Raw genomic sequence first — 14,093 nt, 5'->3', positions numbered from 1 at the left:
TTTATAACTCAAAAAAGGGGATGGCGACTGTGCGAGCCGCCATCCCAACACTATGTTTTCAATCAACCAATTGTTGGAGCGGTCGCGCAGTCATCGGCATAGAGACCACATGTCCAGCCCTGGAAACGAGTGTCGTTCGCATCTTGGACTGCGCCGATATAAGCCGCGTCTTCGAAGAAAGCGTCCACGCCGCTGACCGCAAACGGGGTCACAGCATTCTCGTTGGCGCCGTTGATAAATGCAGCCAGGGCTGAAGAACCGCCACCGCTGGCTAATGTGGAGGTGCCAGATGCGGTATTGTTGGTACCGGCATTGAACAGGGTCTCGATTTGCGCCACGGTTATGTTGCTATCATCCACAAATGATGTGGCACAGCTCATGAACAACGATTCAAATACCGGAGGACCATTTTCATCGGGTGCAGCGCCCGCGGCCTGGATGGTGGTCGCACTATCGATATCGATACAAGCGGCCGGGCTGTTAAATACGCTGTTATAGAAGGCGTAATCACCACCACCACGCAGCAGGATGACGTGATCCTGACCACTGGACACAAACGTTACGTTGGCCAGTTTGTGATCCTGACGCGGTTCTGCGTCTTCATCGCCGTTGGAATCCGCTTCCATGACGTGATCCCCGCCACCAGCGCGTTGCACGACCAGTACAAATTGGTTGTTGCCCTTGTAGCCGGAGTCAGAGTCGACCGAATCATCATCATTGCCGGTCAACGCTATATTCTTACCGTTCACGCGGCCACCGAACCACTCGACGCCGTCATCAGAGCTGTTGTGCACCTGAATATTCTGGAAGAATGTGCCGCTACCGATACCGGCCATTGTAATCCCGTTCAGCTCATTGCCGGGAGAGATTTCGAAGCCGGGATAGCGGACCTGAATATAAGACATTCTGCCGCTTGAATCATTTGGTTGTGTGCCGCCATAAAGCCGGTTGATCGGCCCTTCTACGATGGCCTCACAATCCGTCCGGGCGCCGCCTGGGTTGGATGCCCCACCCGTTGCACAATCAGAAATAGGAGCCCGTCCTAGAATCACTACACCGCCCCATTGACCGATGCTGTTCTCGTTATTTGCGCCTTCGATATTTTGACGCGAGGTCATGATGATAGGCTCTGATGCCGTGCCCTCGGCGAATATCTGAGACCCTCGATTGACATATAGGAAGTCGCCGCCGGAGGAACCAAACATCACCACGCCCGGTTCAACCGTCAGAACCCCAGTCGCGCCGCCATCAACTCCAACCTCAACGGCTCCGTTCAACGAATAGATAGTACCATCGCGCGCGGGGAGCACCAGATTGCCGGTGATGACGCCAGAAAGTTGGCAGTTACGCAATTCCTGATTATTGTTGGTGTTGATCGTCCCCACATTGGCTGTACCCGTTGGACAATCAGCAGCCGGACCAGTTGGTGTAGGGGTCGGCGTGGGGGTTGGTGTCGGCGTAGGTGTGGGCGTCGGGGTTGGTGGAACGATCACAACACCTTCACCCGGCGATGCGACATCATCGGCACCACAAGCGGTCACCGCAATCGCTGCAACACCAGCGAAAAGTACAGAACGAATTTGCTTATTCAACATGGATCAAGTCTCCGCAGATTACTGATTTCAAACATTTCAGATCAGATGATGTGGAAACGAATCAAAGATGCCCCCATCGCCTTCTGCAACGGGCACTAGGCGCGTCAAATGACCCGCCGATGCTGTTTGCATGACTCTTTGGAGACAAAAATATTTCAGGATTATTGCAGTCGCTTTGGGAGCCGCCAAAGCGCTTTGTTTTTCATGCTGCAGTGCAAAAATACATCACAGGAAATTTTGTTGAAACAAAAACGGCGGCCGCAGAAGCGACCGCCTAATCATAATGATAGGATTTGTCGGTTTAGCGCGAAGCCATCCGTTCGTTGAGATTGTTCAAGGCGATCTTGGCAGCCTTGCGAGAATCGATCACCTGACCATCGGCCAGCACGAGATCAAAGCTGCGGTTGCTGTTCATCGCCGCCGTGAACATTTTCGCTGCATCGCCAGTGCGTCCGGTGCGAGCATAAGCCTGTCCCAGATTGATCATGACAGCGGGATCGGAGAGCTGCCCACTTTCCAGCTTTTCAACTGCGGCCTGATTGTCGCCAGACATCAGCGCATCATAAGCCAGTGCGCCTTTCTCATAACCAATTTCACCATCCTGCGCCTGTGCGAGGCCCGGCAAGGCAGCCATGGTCAGGCCCACAGCAACGGCCACAATCTTCGCGTTTTTCATACTCACTCTCCTGTTTCTTTGCGCTATTGTTACACTTTTGTGAATTATTTTGCAACATAACTGTAATGAAACTGTCATTGAAGAGTCATTAAAAAATGGCGGATAAGTGCCATTTTTATCGAAAGCGATGTACTTTCAACATGTTAGGGTCAAAGAAAAACGATAAATTTGTGAAAGAAAAAGACGCTATTCGGGCGACATGCCTAGCAAATCCTGCAAGTCTTTCAGCGCCTGCTGCTCGCCCGTTACTTTGATGGCTGCCATACCGAGCGTCGCGGCGGGTTTGCAATTAATCCCGAGATCATCAAGATAAATGCACTGCTCCGGCTGTACGTCCAAAGCCTCACACATCATCTCATAAATGCGAGGATCAGGTTTACGAATACCCGCCTTGCTGCTCTCGATAATATGATCGAACCGCGCCATGATCGCTGCGATCGCCGCCGCCTTCTCATCATTCAAAGCCATGCCGGAGCCTTTGCCGGATGGCACATTATTGGTGATGCAGCCGATGGTAAAACCCTTGGCCTTAAGTGTGTCGAGCATCGCCACCATCGCCGGCCGAATATCGCCAGCAAGACAAGCCAGCACCTCGCTGCCATTGAGTTCGATGCCTATAGCCCGCGCTTCTTCGGCAAATAGCTGGTCAAAGCCAGCTGCATCAATTTCAGAGCGTTCAAACTTCGCCCAGGCATTCTCATGCGGATTGGTGCTGTTAATCGTCCGCACGCTATGAATTGGCACGCCGCGCGCAGCCTCCAGCCGGTTAAACGCGTCGAAAGGCGAGCTGGTTATCACGCCGCCAAAGTCGAAAATTACGGTGTCATAGTTCATAGTGTTAGCGCTCATTTATTGAGATATTCCAATTTCAGACCGGACCTTTTCCAGCGGGTTTTGACCAGCTTTCCGGTTGCCGACAGACAGATATAGGCGTCCATCATATCGTCACCACCAAAGCAGATATTGGTGGTAAAAATATCCGGCGTCGCCACAAACTCGACCAGTTCGCCAGCTGGGGAAATCACACTGATCCCACATTCACCGATGGTTGCGACACAGATATTGCCGCTTTCCTCCACCGCCAGACTGTCGAAAAACTTATAGCCCGCTGGACGATAGACCGGGATGCCGGGACCGCCCGGGCCGGCATCGGGAGCCACTTTGCCCGGTTCGGTAATGTTGAACTTCATTAAACGGCAGGTGAAAGTCTCGGCTGCATAAAGCGTCTTGCCATCGGGCGACAGGCCGACACCGTTGGGATTTTGCGAGGGGAAGACAACCTCTTCCATGTAACTGCCATCGGCCTTGGCATAGAAAATCCCGACAATATCATGGCAGCGGTTTTCATAGTCGGTCTTGCCATGGTCGGTAAACCAGAAGCCGCCCTGGTCATCAAAGACGATGTCATTGGGGCCCCGCAGCACGCAGTCAAAATCGCCGCTTTTATACAGCACTTCCACCGCGCCGGTTTGTGGGTCTATCCGCTCGATCCGGCCGCCGGAATAGTCTTTCGCTATGCCGGCGGGGGTCAGATAACCGCCGGATTCCTGATATTCAAAGCCACCATTATTGCAGACATAGATTTTGCCATCCGGCCCCAAGGCCGCGCCATTGGGACCGCCACCTGGCTTTGCAATCACGTCCTTTGTGCCATCCGGCGCGATACGGGTCAGCTGCCCGGCTGCAATCTCGACCAATATGACGCTGCCATCCGGCATCGCAATCGGGCCTTCGGGGAACCGCAGGCCATCGGTGACAAGTTCCATATTTTTCCTCTCGATCTTTGTCACAGTCATTGCGGGAAAGCAGCGACAAGTCTAGTGCTGTCTCAACCGGTTACAGGAGCAACTATGTCCAACACTTATCCCCCCTCCCTGCAACTCCATATTGATGGCGAATGGATCGATGTTGAGGATCGCGACGTCCATCATGTCGTCAATCCATCAACCGGAAAAACCATTTCCGACCTGCCCAAAGCCAGCAAGGCCGATCTTGATCGCGCACTGGATGCCGCGGGCCGTGCCTTTCCGGTCTGGCGCGATACGCCAGTTGCCGCGCGTGCCGCCATATTGCACAAAGCCGCCGACCTGATGCGCGAACGGGCGCCGGAAATCGGCCGGATGATGACGGCTGAGCAAGGCAAGCCAGTGGGTCAGGCAACCGGTGAAGTCACCGCATCGGCGGCGATGTTCGATGTCATGGCCGAAGAAGCCAAGCGCTGTTATGGCCGCGTGCTGGTCCGCCCGACCGGACAGAATAGCTTCGTCAAATATCAACCGGTTGGCCCGGTGGCCGCGTTTAGCCCATGGAATTTCCCGGTCTATACACCGGCCCGCAAATTGGCCCCTGCCCTGGCCGCGGGTTGTTCGATCATTCTCAAGCCAGCCGAGGAAACACCAGCCAGCCCGATCGAGATGATCCGCTGTCTGCTGGATGCAGGTCTGCCCGCTGGCACCGCGCAAGTCGTGTTCGGTGATCCTTCCGAAGTGTCGTCGCATCTGATCGCCTCTGACATCATTCGCAAGATCAGCTTCACCGGATCGGTTCCGGTCGGCAAGCATCTGATGAAGCTGGCGACAGAAAATATGCAGCGCACGACTATGGAACTGGGTGGCCACGCGCCGGTTCTGGTCTTTGACGATTGCGATATGGACAAGGCGCTCAACCTGTTGGCGATGCAGAAATATCGCAATGCGGGACAGGTCTGCGTGTCCCCCACCCGCTTCTATGTTCAGTCCGGCATCTATGAAAAATTCGCGACGGAGTTCACCAAACGCGCGGAAAAAGTGCAGGTCGGCGATGGCTTTGGCGATAATATCGACATGGGTCCTCTTGCCAATCCGCGCCGCCCGGAGGCGATGGAACAGCTGATCAGCGATGCCAAAGCCAAAGGCGCAACCGTGCGTCTCGGCGGGGAGGCAATGGACAGCGACGGCTATTTTTACCGGCCAACTGTGCTGACCGAAGTCCCGCTGCAAGCGGACATCATGAGCAACGAGCCCTTTGGCCCCGTCGCCGCGATGCGCCCGTTTGACACTTTGGATGAAGCGATCGAACAGGCCAATCGCTTGCCGCTGGGTCTCGCCGCCTATGCCTTTACGGAAAGCCTGCGCACCGCCAATATTGTCGGGGACATGGTCGAAGCCGGCATGGTCGCGATTAACAATCTGACCGTCAGTCCCGGCGATGCGCCCTTTGGCGGCGTGAAACAATCCGGTCATGGATCAGAAGATGGCCCCGATGGCCTAAAAGCCTATATGGTGACCAAAGCCATTCACCAGAGTTGAGGACTAGCACAATGACAAAACGTACCCCAAATAAGAGAACGGGCGCGCAAGTTTTGGTCGATCAACTGGTGATCCAAGGAACGGACCGGATATTCACCGTCCCCGGTGAAAGCTTCCTTTCCGTTCTCGATGCGCTGCATGATTGCGGCACCATTGAAACCGTCTCGACCCGTCAGGATGGCAGCGCTGCGTTCATGGCCGAAGCCGATGGCAAGCTGACCGGACGCCCCGGCATCGCCTTTGTCACCCGCGGCCCCGGTGCAACCAATGCCAGCATTGGTGTCCATACAGCGATGCAGGACAGCACCCCGATGATCCTGTTCATTGGCGATGTTGCGCGTGATGATCGTGACCGCGAAGGCTTTCAGGAAGTCGATTTCACCGCCATGTTCACGCCCCTCGCCAAATGGGCAGCGCGGATCGACAATGCTGCGCGTATCCCCGAATATATTGCGCGGGCCTTTGATACCGCCAGTTCGGGGCGCCCTGGCCCAGTGGTGCTGAGCCTACCCGAAGATATGCTGCGCGATGTTGTCGAAACACTCGACCGCCCCAAAGTGGTCGCACCAGTACAACCAATGTGTGCCAACGCTATGACCACGCTCACCGATTTGCTGCGCGATGCCACTGACCCGATTGCGATTATCGGCGGTGCAGGATGGTGTGCCAGCGCGCGAGAAAATTTTGCGGCCTATGCTGAGCGGATTGGATTACCGGTCGCCTGCGCCTTCCGGCGTCAGGATAATTTTCCCAATACCAGCCCGGTCTATGCTGGCAATCTCGGCTATGGCCCCAATCCCAAACTGGTCGAGCGGGTAAAGGCCGCCGATCTGGTGATCGCGGTTGGCGCGCGGCTGGGCGAGGCAACCACCGATGGCTACACACTGATCACCCCGGATCATCCCGATCAGACACTCGTCCACATCCACCCCGACCCGGACGAGCTCAACCATGTCTATCGCATTGATCTGCCGATTTGCGCAGAGATGCACGAATTTGCCGAACAAGCCGCGTTATGGGATGACGACCTCCTCAGCTTTGATGCCGGTAAAGCGGCCCATGCCGACTATCAACAATGGACAACGGTCAAACCAACCGATGCGAAGCTCGATCTCGGGCCCTGCGTAGCGGCGATGCAGGACATGCTGCCGGCCGACGCGATCATCTGCAACGGCGCAGGCAATTTTTCCGGCTGGTGGCATCGTTACTGGACCTATGGCGATTTCCCGAGCCAGCTTGGGCCGACATCCGGTGCGATGGGCTATGGCGTGCCGGCTTCGGTCGCCGCGGCTCTGCGCTTTCCAGACCGCGTCTCGGTGGTGATTGCCGGTGACGGTGATTTCATGATGAACGGTCAGGAACTAGCGACAGCGGTACAATATGACGCAAACCTGCTCGTGCTGGTGATCGACAATGGCAGTTTCGGAACCATCCGCCTGCATCAGGAGCGCGAGTATCCCTCGCGTCTGTCGGCCACTTCGCTGCAAAACCCGGATTTCGCGATGCTTGCCAAAGCCTATGGCGGATGGAGCGCGACGGTCGAAAGCACGGAAGAATTTGCTCCAGCGCTGGAGCAAGCCATGCAGCATAAAGGCCTGCGCCTTTTGCACCTGAAAACCGATGTGGAATTTCTCACTGCTGCCGGTGCCACGGTCAGCGGGTTGCGGAGCAAATAAGCGCAAAAGCTATATGCTACGTGCTCCGCACTTGATGCGGAGCCTAGGGTTAGCTGTCACGTCCTCTCATCCTGTGCTCCGCATCAAGTGCGGAGCACAAATATCCATCCGCTCGCTCGGATCAAAGCGCTTTCCTACACGAGCGGCTTTATGATATTTCCGAGGTCTCGCTCTTTCTCAGTCTTGAATATCTACGCGAAAAATGCTCGCCATAAGCCGTTATTTTCTTTGGCAAACCACGAAAATCTTTTCCCGCTTTGGGGGGTGTGACCCTGTGTGACCCTCTATCGAAAATCGGGTTATGCCGCCATCGCCAAAATCTCTTCCCATTCATCCGCAGTCACCGGTGCGACCGATAAACGGGTCTGCCGAATGATCGCTAAATTGGCGAGCTTCGGATTCTGCTTCATCTCTTTCAGCGGCACAGCCTTGTTCAATTTTCGCACCGGCTTCACCTTCACCGCAATCCAGCGACCGGTATCGTCGAACGGGTCAGGAAATTGCTCTTCGCTGACTTCCATAATCCCGACGATTTCCAGTCCCTGGCGCGAGTGATAGAAAAACACTTGGTCGCCGACCTTCATCTTTTTCATATTGTTGCTGGCCTGCGCATTTTTGACGCCGTCCCAGGTGCCTTCTTTTTCCGCGATCAGGTCATCCCAGCCATATTCATCGGGCTCTGATTTCATCAACCAATATTGTGTCATCTATCGGCTCCTTTTTCACCGCCCAGCCTATCAAAAACCCCGCCAATGCCAACAAAAAAGGCCCCGCCGCGAGGCGAGGCCTTTCGAAACATTCTTGGTTCGGTTTTAACCGGGCATCACAACCGTATCGATTGCGTGGATCACGCCATTGGTTGCATCAACATCGGCAAGTGTAACCGTTGACCTATTACCCGTTGCGTCTTCCAGGATGACTTTCTGGCCTTCCAGAGACGCTTTGAGTTTTGCGCCCTGAACTGTTGTCAGTGTTGCGGTACCGTTACCATCGGCAATAGCTTGCGTCACATCAGCGGCCGTCATCTTGCCGGAAATAACGTGATAGCTGAGCAATGCCGCTAGATCGTCTTTCTTTTCAGGAGAGAGCAAATCGCTCAGTTCTGCCGGATCGACTTTATTGAACGCATCATTAGTTGGAGCGAACACGGTGAAGGGCCCTTCTCCAGAAAGGGTTTCGCCCAATTCAGCAGTTGTCATGGCAACAACCAGCGTTGAAAAATCTGATTTATTCTGGGCGACACCAACAATATCTGTTGGTTCCGCAGGTTCTTCGACCGCGACTTCTTCGAGCTCGGCGGCCTGCTCGCCACAAGCAACTAGGGAGATGGAGGCTGCACTAGCCAGGAGGAATTTTGAAATGTTACGCACAATGATCCTTTCACTAATAGGTCCCCCATTTTAGCTAAAAGCCCGCACGGCAGGGTGGGGGCTGATCCCCGCCATGTAAGGTGTTTATCGATGAATTGAGTATTAATTCGGGATTTAACGACGCTCCATAAACATGAAATCGCGATCGAAACTTTTCATATGAGCTCCGCCGTCCACGAACAATATCTGCCCCGTTACACTGTCTGCCTCAGCCAGATAACGTACCGCTACAGCAATGTCATCTGGGGCAGAAAGCCGATTCAGCGGCATATTAATTGCCAAGCGTTGCATTTGGTCGTCGCTATAATCCTCGGTCTCCAGCGTCAACCCGGGAGCTACACCATTGACACGCAATTTCCCCGCGCAGGCGAATGCAAGGCTTCGTACGGATTCGGCCAAAGCCTGTTTCGACAAAGTATAGCTAAGTTGATCACCATTGGGATTGCGGACACGCTGATCGACAATGTTAATCACCGATGCCTGCTCGCCTTCCCGCACTTGATCGGCAAGCAAGGTGGTCAACAGGGTCGGAACCATCATGTTGATCTTCAAGTGCTTCTCAAGTGACTGACCCGTCAGACTCCCTGCGTCATCATATTCGAACAGGGACGCATTGTTGACCAACAGATCCGGTATCCGCCCAAATTTCTCACCAACCGCCCCAAGCAGGTCAGCAGCCGCACCATCATCGCTGAAATCCGCCACAAAACCATGCCATTGGGTGTCGTTGCGCTTCAGTGCTTCCGTCAGTTCGACATCAGGCTCGGCATCGCTATGACCATGCAGAGCAAGCGCATAGCCCGCATCTGCCAATCGCGCTGCAATATGGGCACCCAAACGGCGAACACCGCCCGTCACCAAGGCCAGCTTCAACGGCCGGTTGTTCATTTGCGCGCCCGGGACAACGTAATACCGATGGCTTCACCCTTTTCGGAGATCAGCAATTTGACGATTTTCACCGTCACCCGAAGCACGCTTTTGTCCTGTAGGAACAATGTCTCGATAATATGATCGGCCACCGCTTCGATCAGTTTGAAATGAACGCCTTCCGGTAGAGCTGATGTCGCGGCATCTTTAAGGTCCATATAATTTTTGGAGCTATCCAGCGGCGTATCCGCTTCATAGCGCTCCTGAATCTTGAGTTCAGCGGCAATAGAAATCCGCAAAGGCTGCGGCAAGTGGGTCTCTTCCGAATAAATGCCGGTCAGGACATCTACCTCTAAATCATTGACCTCTAATGTAAGTGAGTCTGTCATATTATGTCTTCACCATGTTGCAGCGCCATTGGCAAGCCATGCTTGTCATTTGGACCAACGCGCATAAATCGCCGTCGGCAGCAGCAGTCCGCGCGCTTCTTCGCATACCGCGAGATCGCCAACCTCAATCATGCCACCAAGATGAGCCAACTTCTCTGTAAGGAGCGACCCTAGCGCCAACGCAGACATACGCACCGCATAAACGGTCAGAAAAAGGCAGCGGCTATTCTCGTCGAGCAGCTTCCCGCAATTCTCAATCAGCGGGGCGAGGTCTTCCTCAAGCCGCCATATCTCGCCATCCGGCCCGCGGCCATATTTGGGTGGGTCAAGCAGAATCGCATCATAGCGCCGTTCCCGCCGTACTTCCCGCGCTGCAAATTTCGCAGCATCGTCAATAATCCAGCGTACCGGGCGCTCCGACATGCCGGAAAGAGTAGCATTGTCCCGCGCCGCCGACACGGATTTCTTCGACGCATCGACATGCACCAGCTTTGCGCCAGAAGCGGACAGCGCCAATGTCCCAACACCTGTATAGCCAAAGAGATTAAGCGCCTGCGCTTCCTCAACGCCTTCCAGATTCGACCGGATCCAGCGCCATACCGGGTCCATGTCAGGGAAATAAGCAAGATGGCGAAAGGGTGTGCATTGCGCCGTAAAGGTGACCTCTTCCCAAGTCAGCGGCCATCCTTCTTTAGGCACAGGTCGATTGAAATGCCAGCGTCCGCCACCGTCATTATCCGATGCGGGAATAAATTCACCATCGGCCTGCCAATCATCCTGTGCAGGCGCCCACATGGCCTGCGGTTCCGGGCGAATAAATTGATAGTCGCCATAGCGTTCCAGCTTGCGGCCATCACCGCTATCGATCAGCGCATAGTCGCTGCGCGGATCGCTGATCATCACGCCAGGCTTCACGGTCGCATCAACCATTGGCAGCCGTAGCATGAGTGGTCACAAATGCTTTTACCGCGTCATAATCGCCGGGCAATTTATCGCAGGCTTCTTCTCGATCGAACAGATCCCCAATACGTCGCGGCAACGCCGGACGCATGCCGGTTGCTCGCTCGACCGCATCGCGAAACTTAGCCGGATGGGCAGTGGCCAATGTGACAATCGGAACGGATGGATCAATATCAGCCGATCGGGCAGCGGATAGCCCGATCGCAGTATGGGGATCGATTACCTGCCCAGAATCCTCCTGCGCCTGGCTCATGGCGAGCGTCATACTATCAGGGTCGACACGCTCGCTAGTGAAGATTGCTGCAGCTTTTTCCAGCATTTCCGGTGCGATCTGCATATCGCGTGATTCTTCGAAAGCTTTCATCCGTGCAGCTGTCTTCGCACCGTCCCGGCCTTCGAGATCAAAAAGTAATCGCTCAAAATTGCTGCTGATCTGAATATCCATCGACGGTGCAGCGGTTGGCGTCACTGTGTCGGCCGAATAGTCACCTTTGCGCAAAGCCCGATGTAAAATATCATTGACGTTTGTGGCAACCACAAGCCGTTCCACCGGCAATCCCATTTGCGCCGCGACATAGCCCGCGAAGACATCACCAAAATTACCTGTTGGGACAGAGAAAGCGACCTTGCGATGGGGCGCTCCAAGTCGAGAGGCTGCATAGAAATAATAGACGATCTGCGCCATCAATCGCGCCCAGTTGATCGAGTTAACCGCAGAAATCGCAAACCGGTCCATCACCTGCTCGTCGGCAAACATCCTTTTGACCATGGCTTGGGCGTCATCGAAGCTGCCGTTGATAGCAATATTATGGACGTTGGGCGCCAATACCGTGGTCATCTGCCGCCGCTGGACATCGGATATGCGTCCGTCCGGATGCAGCATGAAGATATCCACCTTCTCGCGCCCTGCCAGCGCATCTATGGCAGCGGACCCAGTATCACCCGAGGTCGCTCCAACGACGGTCAGATGCTTGTCCTGCCGTGCCAGGAATTTCTCAAACAATAGGCCCAGCAACTGCAACGCAACATCCTTGAAGGCGAGTGTGGGACCATGGAAAAGCTCCAGCAACCAATGCTGGCCATCCAACTGCACGAGTGGGGTCACAGCTTTGTGGGCAAAGCGTCCATAAGCCTTGTCACACAAATCGCGCAACTCACCTTCGCTGAGCACATCTCCGACAAATGGCTTCATCACCCGCACGGCAACTTCGGAATAGCTAAGACTGGCCATATCGGCGATATCGCCTTCTGCCAGCTTGGGCCAATGGGATGGGACATACAGCCCGCCATCACCAGCCAATCCAGCCAGAGTTACCTGTTCAAAATCCAAAGGCGCCGCGCCGCCGCGTGTCGAGATATATTCCATGATGGCCAGCGGGTTAGCGGCCTCGCTGTCGGAGGGCAAGTTCTAAGCTTTGGTTGCCGCTCGGTTGCGCCCTCGCAAAGCTAGAAAATAGATGATCAATGCGATTCCAGCGAATAAAAACCATTGTACAGCATAAGCCATATGATTGTTGGGAACGTCATCCGTCGAGGGTTCCTGACTTTTCTGCAATCCGGCAACTGGCTCGCTAGCAACCAGGCGCAGAACATGCTGGCTGTCTGGCGCGATGATCCCATTAACCGTGCCGCCGCTCCATTCGGGGTTTTCAGGCGATCGGGACCAGCCTGCGACAACTTGCGCGCCCGGCCCTTCGGCTCCTGATGTTCGGCAATGAGCTATGTGCGCCCAACCTGATTGATCGTTGGCATTCCGTCCACTGACAGAACGCCAGGATAATATTTCTAGGCAATTCACAGAGGATCGTCGAAAATAAAGCAGGTTATCTGTGGTTGGTACCGATGGATAGCTAATGGCAGGTTGATCGCCTGCCGCCTCATAAGTCGCCAACAGGCTATTTTTCCACTCGGCGCGCTGCAACTGCCAAACGCCAAGCGCAATCATCGTCGCTACTGCGGCTAAAACGATCAGGGTCACGACAATAGGTAACCGCTTCATGTCGCATCGCCGTCGTCAATACTACCCTCGCGTGCTTGATTGCGATGTTCCAGAATAAGCAAAATCGCCTTTGACACTCTCAGAGATCCGACAACGGCTACTATAGTCAACGGAAACCATAAAATCACATGCAGCCACATAGATGGTCGGTAGTTAAGCTCGACAATCAAGGCCAGCGCCAGCACCAACCCTCCGACAATCAGCGTCAGAAACGCAGCCGGACCATCCCCGACATTATATTCCCGATAGTCTAGCCCGCACGCCCGGCATTTGTCAGAAAAAGCGGTGATGCTGCGAAACAGTGTCTTTTGACCGCAATGGGGACAAAGTCCAAAAAGGGCAGCGGGAATAAGATCCGGCTGCCCTTTCGAGTTTTCAGTATCAGTCAATAACCTGTCCTAGTGAACCGGTGCGCCCCATCCGCCCCAAACATAGACTGCAAGGAACAGGAACAACCAAACAACGTCAACAAAGTGCCAATACCAAGCAGCCGCTTCAAAGCCGAAATGCTGCTTGGGAGTGAAATGGCCTTTATAAGCCCGCGCCAAGCAAACAATTAGGAAGATTGTGCCGACGAGTACGTGAAAACCATGGAATCCTGTCGCCATGTAAAAAGCGCTGCTGTAGTTGAGCCCAGCAAATGGGAAAGGTGCGATGCTATACTCATAAGCCTGTATCAGGCTAAACACGACACCGAGAATGATTGTCAGCCACAAGCCAGTGATCAACCCTTCACGATTTCCATGTATCAGCGAATGATGCGCCCATGTAACGGTTGTGCCGGAACACAGCAGAATAAGGGTGTTGAGAAGCGGTAGCTCAAACGCATTTAAAACCTCGATCCCCTTGGGCGGCCACTGCATAAGCGCTGCAGCGCCTTCCTGACCGATCATATTAGTGGCGATACCATCGGCAAAATCAATTGGCTGCGGGAACAAGGAATAGTCAAACCACGCCCAGAACCAACCAACAAAGAACATGACTTCCGACGCAATGAAAAGGATCATTCCATAGCGCAGATGAAGCTGAACTACGGGCGTGTGATCACCAGCATGGGCTTCTTTAACAACATTTGCCCACCAAGTAAAAAAGGTCAAACCAACGAGGCCAACACCAATGGCGAAAACAAGCGAACCGAAAGACCCGAATACGTCAGGGTGCATCCACATGATGCCGCCAAAAGCCATAACCAATGCCGACATGGAACCGATAAACGGCCAAATGTCCGGCGGCAAAATATGGTAATCGTGGTTTTTGGCTCCAGCCATGGTTCT

General features: G+C 54.3%; 15 protein-coding genes. 2 read left to right on the top strand and 13 right to left on the bottom strand.

Features of this window, described 5'->3' with window-relative positions; all coding sequences use genetic code 11:
* Positions 1–62: 62 nt before the first annotated feature.
* The 4 genes from BS29_RS04510 to BS29_RS04495 form a co-directional block, all read right to left on the bottom strand.
* Complete coding sequence (locus tag BS29_RS04510; protein ID WP_229956029.1) at positions 63–1,595, bottom strand: hypothetical protein; 1,533 nt, start codon at positions 1,593–1,595, stop codon at positions 63–65.
* Positions 1,596–1,896: 301 nt separating this feature from the next.
* Entirely contained in the window at positions 1,897–2,271 is a 375-nt protein-coding gene (locus tag BS29_RS04505) for a hypothetical protein (protein WP_229956028.1), read from the bottom strand.
* Positions 2,272–2,457: 186 nt separating this feature from the next.
* Positions 2,458–3,120: an HAD-IA family hydrolase gene (locus tag BS29_RS04500; protein ID WP_229956027.1), complete on the bottom strand. Its 663-nt coding sequence runs from the start codon at positions 3,118–3,120 to the stop codon at positions 2,458–2,460.
* Positions 3,117–4,037, bottom strand: coding sequence for an SMP-30/gluconolactonase/LRE family protein (locus BS29_RS04495; protein ID WP_229956026.1), 921 nt, complete (start codon positions 4,035–4,037; stop codon positions 3,117–3,119). Before BS29_RS04495 ends, BS29_RS04500 begins: the two co-directional genes overlap by 4 nt.
* Positions 4,038–4,121: 84 nt before the next feature.
* Here BS29_RS04495 and BS29_RS04490 point away from each other — a divergent pair, with 84 nt between their 5' ends.
* Positions 4,122–5,558 (top strand): NAD-dependent succinate-semialdehyde dehydrogenase, encoded by a 1,437-nt coding sequence (locus BS29_RS04490; RefSeq protein WP_229956025.1) that lies wholly within the window; start codon positions 4,122–4,124, stop codon positions 5,556–5,558.
* A gap of 11 nt (positions 5,559–5,569) precedes the next feature.
* On the top strand, positions 5,570–7,234 hold the full coding sequence (locus BS29_RS04485; RefSeq protein ID WP_229956024.1) for a thiamine pyrophosphate-binding protein: 1,665 nt from the start codon (positions 5,570–5,572) through the stop codon (positions 7,232–7,234).
* A 299-nt stretch (positions 7,235–7,533) separates the two neighbouring features.
* On the opposite strand, the gene BS29_RS04480 is transcribed toward BS29_RS04485, so the two are convergent.
* The 9 genes from BS29_RS04480 to BS29_RS04440 form a co-directional block, all read right to left on the bottom strand.
* On the bottom strand, positions 7,534–7,941 hold the full coding sequence (locus BS29_RS04480) for an EVE domain-containing protein (RefSeq protein WP_229956023.1): 408 nt from the start codon (positions 7,939–7,941) through the stop codon (positions 7,534–7,536).
* A 105-nt stretch (positions 7,942–8,046) separates the two neighbouring features.
* Complete coding sequence (locus BS29_RS04475) at positions 8,047–8,604, bottom strand: fasciclin domain-containing protein (RefSeq protein ID WP_229956022.1); 558 nt, start codon at positions 8,602–8,604, stop codon at positions 8,047–8,049.
* 114 nt (positions 8,605–8,718) lie between these two features.
* Positions 8,719–9,492, bottom strand: a complete 774-nt coding sequence (locus BS29_RS04470; protein ID WP_229956021.1) for an SDR family oxidoreductase — start codon at positions 9,490–9,492, stop codon at positions 8,719–8,721.
* A complete protein-coding gene (locus tag BS29_RS04465) occupies positions 9,489–9,860 on the bottom strand; it encodes a dihydroneopterin aldolase (protein ID WP_229956020.1) in 372 nt (123 codons plus the stop codon). Before BS29_RS04465 ends, BS29_RS04470 begins: the two co-directional genes overlap by 4 nt.
* A 45-nt stretch (positions 9,861–9,905) precedes the next feature.
* Positions 9,906–10,790 carry a class I SAM-dependent methyltransferase gene (locus BS29_RS04460; protein ID WP_229956019.1) on the bottom strand — a complete coding sequence of 295 codons (885 nt, stop codon included), beginning with the start codon at positions 10,788–10,790 and terminating at the stop codon, positions 9,906–9,908.
* Positions 10,783–12,186: a threonine synthase gene (gene thrC / locus BS29_RS04455; RefSeq protein ID WP_229956018.1), complete on the bottom strand. Its 1,404-nt coding sequence runs from the start codon at positions 12,184–12,186 to the stop codon at positions 10,783–10,785. The genes BS29_RS04460 and thrC overlap by 8 nt, the downstream gene beginning before the upstream one ends.
* Positions 12,187–12,228: 42 nt before the next feature.
* Complete coding sequence (locus BS29_RS04450; protein WP_229956017.1) at positions 12,229–12,819, bottom strand: SURF1 family protein; 591 nt, start codon at positions 12,817–12,819, stop codon at positions 12,229–12,231.
* Positions 12,816–13,208 carry a DUF983 domain-containing protein gene (locus BS29_RS04445; protein ID WP_229956016.1) on the bottom strand — a complete coding sequence of 131 codons (393 nt, stop codon included), beginning with the start codon at positions 13,206–13,208 and terminating at the stop codon, positions 12,816–12,818. Before BS29_RS04445 ends, BS29_RS04450 begins: the two co-directional genes overlap by 4 nt.
* A gap of 9 nt (positions 13,209–13,217) precedes the next feature.
* A complete protein-coding gene (locus tag BS29_RS04440; protein WP_229956015.1) occupies positions 13,218–14,087 on the bottom strand; it encodes a cytochrome c oxidase subunit 3 in 870 nt (289 codons plus the stop codon).
* Positions 14,088–14,093: the final 6 nt, after the last annotated feature.

It is taken from the genome of Parasphingorhabdus litoris DSM 22379 (genome assembly GCF_020906275.1).
Classification (GTDB): Bacteria; Pseudomonadota; Alphaproteobacteria; order Sphingomonadales; family Sphingomonadaceae; genus Parasphingorhabdus; species Parasphingorhabdus litoris.
Note: the sequence above shows the minus strand (reverse complement) of the source record. Positions and strands in the feature narration are given on the sequence as shown.

Bases quoted from the DNA above. Each gene is read 5' to 3' on its own strand.
- BS29_RS04510 (WP_229956029.1), bottom strand. From the start codon at position 1,595: ATGTTGAATAAGCAAATTCGTTCTGTACTTTTCGCTGGTGTTGCAGCG.
- BS29_RS04505 (WP_229956028.1), bottom strand. From the start codon at position 2,271: ATGAAAAACGCGAAGATTGTGGCCGTTGCTGTGGGCCTGACCATGGCT.
- BS29_RS04500 (WP_229956027.1), bottom strand. From the start codon at position 3,120: ATGAGCGCTAACACTATGAACTATGACACCGTAATTTTCGACTTTGGC.
- BS29_RS04495 (WP_229956026.1), bottom strand. From the start codon at position 4,037: ATGGAACTTGTCACCGATGGCCTGCGGTTCCCCGAAGGCCCGATTGCG.
- BS29_RS04490 (WP_229956025.1), top strand. From the start codon at position 4,122: ATGTCCAACACTTATCCCCCCTCCCTGCAACTCCATATTGATGGCGAA.
- BS29_RS04485 (WP_229956024.1), top strand. From the start codon at position 5,570: ATGACAAAACGTACCCCAAATAAGAGAACGGGCGCGCAAGTTTTGGTC.
- BS29_RS04480 (WP_229956023.1), bottom strand. From the start codon at position 7,941: ATGACACAATATTGGTTGATGAAATCAGAGCCCGATGAATATGGCTGG.
- BS29_RS04470 (WP_229956021.1), bottom strand. From the start codon at position 9,492: ATGAACAACCGGCCGTTGAAGCTGGCCTTGGTGACGGGCGGTGTTCGC.
- BS29_RS04465 (WP_229956020.1), bottom strand. From the start codon at position 9,860: ATGACAGACTCACTTACATTAGAGGTCAATGATTTAGAGGTAGATGTC.
- BS29_RS04460 (WP_229956019.1), bottom strand. From the start codon at position 10,790: ATGGTTGATGCGACCGTGAAGCCTGGCGTGATGATCAGCGATCCGCGC.
- thrC (WP_229956018.1), bottom strand. From the start codon at position 12,186: ATGGAATATATCTCGACACGCGGCGGCGCGGCGCCTTTGGATTTTGAA.
- BS29_RS04450 (WP_229956017.1), bottom strand. From the start codon at position 12,819: ATGAAGCGGTTACCTATTGTCGTGACCCTGATCGTTTTAGCCGCAGTA.
- BS29_RS04440 (WP_229956015.1), bottom strand. From the start codon at position 14,087: ATGGCTGGAGCCAAAAACCACGATTACCATATTTTGCCGCCGGACATT.